The following is a 4,492-nucleotide window of genomic DNA, read 5'->3' on the forward strand; positions in this document are numbered from 1 at the left end:
CGGACGGCCCGGACCCGGGCGGCGGGCCTTCCGGCGAGCAGGGCGTCCAGCCCGGCGCCCCGTCCTGGGCGGCGTTCGTCCCGCCCGCGCCGGCGCGGCCGGGGGCCCCGCCGTCCCGTCCGGTCCGGAAGGACGTCCCGTACGCGCCGTCGCCGTGGGTGCGCGGCCGCCCCGCGGAGGCCGGCTGCACCGCCTACATCGCGCTGGCCGGCAGCGGACGGGTCGCCCGGGTGGACGTCGCCTCCCACACCGTCACCTCGACCGCGATCCGCGCCGACACCGCCGAGGGCGTCGCCGTCACCCCGGACGCCCGGAAGGTGTACGTCGCCGCCGCCGGCCAGTACCAGGTGATCGCGGTGGACGCGGCCACGCTGCGGGCGACCCCGATCGTGGTGGGCGCCTACCCGCAGGACGTCGCCGTCGCACCGGACGGCTCGCAGGCGTACGCGGCCGTCACCGGCGGCGACACCGGCCCGGGCGGGTCCAGCGCGGTCGCCGTCATCGACACCCGGACCGACACCGTCATCCGGCGCGTCGACGTCGGCGCGGCGCCGCGCCGGATCGCGTTCGCGCCGGACGGGAAGGACGCCTACGTCACGACGGCGCGCGGCCTCACCGTCATCGACACGGCGAAGGGCGAGGTCGCCGGGGAGGTCCCCGGCATCCCGGACGCGCAGGGCGTCGCCGTGAGCGCCGACGGCTCCCGCGTGTACGCGACGCGGCCGGACGCGGACCTGCTGTACGTGGTGGACGCGGCGCACCGCACGGTGACCCGCCGGGTGAAGGCGGGCGCGGAGCCGTGGGCGGTCGCCGCCGCCCCGGACGGGCGGAAGGTCTACGTCGCGGACATGAACTCCGACTCGGCCGGCGTCTACGACGCGACGGGACGCAGGCACCTCGCGGACGTGCCGGTGGGGCGGCGTCCCGCGTCCATCGCGGCGACGCCCGACGGTTCGGAGGTCTGGGTCGGCAACGGCATGACGGGCACGGTCTCCGTCATCGACACCTCCTCCGACGAGGTCGTCACGACGATCCGCGGCGGCCCTCCGGGCGCGACCCTGGGCGCAAGCCCGCTCGACATCGCCTTCGTCCGCGACCCCTGACGGCCACGCGCCGGCCGCGCTAGGCGCGGATGGCGGCGAGCTTGCGGGCGATGCGGACGGCGTGCTGCAGGCTCTCCAGGTCGTAGGCGCCGTGGTGGCGGCGCCCGTTGACGAAGAACGTCGGGGTGCCGGAGACACCGCTGAGGTCGGCGGAGTCGACGTCCTCGGCGATCCGGGCCGAGCCCGCGGACCGGCGCAGGTCGTCGCGGAACCGCGCCACGTCCAGCCCGAGTTCGCCCGCGTACCGGACGAGGTCCTTGGCCTGGAGCGCGTCCTGGTGCCGGAACAGCAGGTCGTGCATCTCCCAGAACGCGTCCTGCGCGGCGGCGGCCTCGGCGGCCTGCGCCGCGAGATGCGCCTGCGGGTGGACGTCGGTGAGCGGCAGGTGCCGCCACACGTACCGGACGTCGCCCTGCCCCGCGAGCAGCTCCCGGATCACCGGCTCGGCCTGGCCGCAGTACGGGCATTCGAAGTCGCCGTACTCGACCACGGTGACCGGCGCGCGCTCCGGGCCGCGCACGTGGTCGCGGTCCGGGTCGACCGGCGCGGCCAGGTCGATCACGGTCTGCGCCGTGCCGAGCAGCGCGACCACCCGCGGCCGGGCCGGCAGCAGCGCCGTCACCCGGACGACCAGCCAGGTCAGCACCGACGCCAGCAGCGCCGCCGACAGGATGCCGACCTTCGCCTCGGCGAGCCGGTCGCCGGTGAACGCCAGCGTCGCGATAAGCAGCGCGGCGGTGAAGCCGATCCCGGCGATGGCGCCGCCGCCCCCGACCGCCGCCCACCCGACCGGCGGCCGCAGCCGGCCCCGGCTCACCACCGTCACCAGCCAGGACAGCCCGAGGATGCCGACCGGCTTGCCGACCACGTAGCCGACCAGGATGCCCAGCGTCACCGGCGAGGTGAAGGCGTGCCGCAGGAACCCGGCGCTCACCGGGATCCCCGCGTTGGCGAGCGCGAACAGCGGGACGATCACGTAGCTGGTCCACGGGTGGTACAGCTGCTGGAGCCGCTCGTTCGGCGAGATCGCCGCGGCGACGCCCGTCCGCGCCGACCGGGCCAGCTCCGGCGTGGGCTGCTCGCGGAACAGCCGGAACACCTCGCTGGCCCGCTCCAGGTCGGTGCGGGCGGCCGGGTAGGCGTAGGTGAGCAGGCCCATCGCCAGGCCGACGACGATCGGCTCGACGCCGGAGGCGTTCAGCGCCAGCCACGCCGCGAGGCCGAGCACCGCGTACACCGCGATCTGCGCCACGCCCGCCGCGCGGACCAGCAGGGTCACGCCGAGCAGGCCGGCCGCGATCAGCAGCGGCCCGGCCGAGACGTCCTCGCTGTAGACGGTCCCGATCACCAGCAGCGCGACCAGGTCGTCGACCACCGTGACGGTGAGCAGGTAGGCGTGCAGTCGACCCGGGAACCGCTTGCCCACCAGCGTCAGCACGCCGAGCGCGAACGCCGTGTCCGTCGACATCGCGGTGCCCCACCCGTGCAGGGCCGGGCCGCCCGCGTTGATCGCGAGGTAGATCCCCACCGGGACGACCATGCCGCCGATCCCGGCGGCGAGCGGCAGCGCGAGCCGGCGGCGCTCGCGCAGCTCGCCCATGTCGAACTCGCGGCGCGCCTCCAGCCCGACGACGAAGAAGAACAGCGTCATCAGCCCGCTGTTGATCCAGGTCCGCAGGTCCATCGACAGGGCGTGGCGGCCGGCGCGCAGCGACGCCTCCGTCCCCCAGAACGTCTCGTAGGACGAGATGGACACGTTCGCCCATATCAGCGCCGCGACGGTCGCGACCAGCAGCACGATGGCGCCGCCGGTCTCGGTGCGCAGGAACTCCCGCAGCGGCGTCTGCAGGCTGCGGGCCCATGCCGTCCGGTCCGACAGCGGCCCGGATCCCTCCTGGCCCTCCGTCATCGCGGCCGTTTCATCGCGGTCATGTCATCGCGGCATCGTCATGGCAGCATCGTCACCCGATCGTCCCGGCCGGCGCGGGCCCGCCGACCGGGCCCAGGTGTGCGCATACCCCATGATCGTCGGGCCGGAACCGGCGGGCGCGCACCGGTCCGCCGGGCGCGCCGCCCCGGCGGGCGGGCCGCCGGGTCAGCCGATGTGCGGACGGTCCAGCCGGGCCCACGCGGCGTCCCACATCTCCTCGCGGTCGCGGTCGCAGCGGCGGCGGACGAGCAGGTAGACCGCCAGGGGCGGCAGCGCCGCGGCGCCGGCGGCGCCCGCGCCGGCGAAGACGGCGCCCGCCACGGTGTCGGTGCGGTCCTGCGGCCGGCGCGACATCTCGCCCCGCGCGTCCACCCAGATCCGCAGCGCCGCCCCGAGCCGCGCCGTCCGCCCGGCGGCGATCACCGCCGAGTGCTCCCGGCCGTCCGGGGCGGTCCAGGCGAGCCGGGCGTAGGTGTAGCGCTGCTCGCCGTCGTCCTGCTTCTGGATGCCCGACACGCGGGCCGTGATCCGGTGGTGCCCCGCCGCCTCCGCGCGCTCCGCCCGGACCCCGGCCGCGTAGGCGGCGGACGCCACGCCCGCGGACGCGGGCGGCGCCACCGCGGCGAACACCGCCACCGCGCCGATCCCGACCGCGCGCTGCCGCCGGTCGACGCCGCGCCGCAGCGCGTTGCGCTCGAAGCCGAGCCGGCGGCGCAGGCGCAGCAGGGCCGCCCGGGCGCGGCGCGCACGAAGGCTGATCATGGCTCCCTCCCCGACGGATCCATCGTCTCAGCCGGTCCCGCCGGGCGCCCCGCCGGGTTCGGGAGTGCGCACCGACACGCGGGTGACGCCGGGCACCGTCCGGGCCAGCACGTCCGCGACGCGCCGCGCCGCCTCGTCGGCCGGGCCGGTGAGCACCACCACGCCGTCGCGCACCGACACCTCCCAGGCGTGCCCGCCGGGACCGTACTCGTTGATCGCGGCGAGGACGTCGTCCCTGATCCGGGCGTCGCCGCGGGCGAGCAGCGCGATCAGGTCGCGGCGGCTGACGATGCCGGCGAGGACCGCGCCGTCCAGCACCGGGACGCTCTTGTGCCGGGTCCGCATCATCGTCGCGGCCAGCTCGGCGACGTCGGTGGTGGGCCGCGCGGTCTCCACGTCCCGCGTCATGACCTCCTCCACGAGCCGCGGCGGCGGCCCGGCCGGGGTGGCGACGGGACGCGAGAACGCCCGCGGGTCGGCCTCGAACGCGCCGCGCAGCAGGTCCATCTCGCTGACGATCCCGACGAGCCGCCCGTTGCCGTCGACGACGGGCAGCGCGGTGATGTCGTGCTCGTGCAGGACGCGGACGGCCTGGCGGACGGTGGCCGTCCGCGGGATCGTCACGACGGGCGAGGTCATCGCCTCTCGGACCAGCATGGCGCCCTCTCCTTCAGCGTGTCGTCCTGTCTACATCTCC

The 4,492-nt window shown here is 76.4% G+C and carries 4 protein-coding genes; 1 reads left to right on the forward strand and 3 read right to left on the reverse strand.

Going from position 1 to position 4,492, the window contains the following annotated elements; translation table 11 throughout:
• Positions 1–1,103 (forward strand): YncE family protein (locus tag ABZ914_RS47140; RefSeq protein WP_500201161.1); only part of this gene is annotated, 1,103 nt, incomplete at its 5' end.
• 19 nt (positions 1,104–1,122) lie between these two features.
• On the opposite strand, the gene nhaA is transcribed toward ABZ914_RS47140, so the two are convergent.
• The 3 genes from nhaA to ABZ914_RS47155 all read right to left on the reverse strand — a co-directional run bounded on the left by nhaA (position 1,123) and on the right by ABZ914_RS47155 (position 4,452).
• On the reverse strand, positions 1,123–3,012 hold the full coding sequence (gene nhaA / locus ABZ914_RS47145; protein ID WP_500201162.1) for a Na+/H+ antiporter NhaA: 1,890 nt from the start codon (positions 3,010–3,012) through the stop codon (positions 1,123–1,125).
• Positions 3,013–3,198: 186 nt separating this feature from the next.
• Positions 3,199–3,795, reverse strand: a complete 597-nt coding sequence (locus ABZ914_RS47150) for an Rv1733c family protein (protein ID WP_500201163.1) — start codon at positions 3,793–3,795, stop codon at positions 3,199–3,201.
• 27 nt (positions 3,796–3,822) lie between these two features.
• Positions 3,823–4,452: a CBS domain-containing protein gene (locus ABZ914_RS47155; RefSeq protein WP_500201164.1), complete on the reverse strand. Its 630-nt coding sequence runs from the start codon at positions 4,450–4,452 to the stop codon at positions 3,823–3,825.
• Positions 4,453–4,492: the final 40 nt, after the last annotated feature.

It is taken from the genome of Spirillospora sp. NPDC046719 (genome assembly GCF_040645715.1).
In the GTDB taxonomy this organism is placed as follows: domain Bacteria; phylum Actinomycetota; class Actinomycetes; order Streptosporangiales; family Streptosporangiaceae; genus Spirillospora.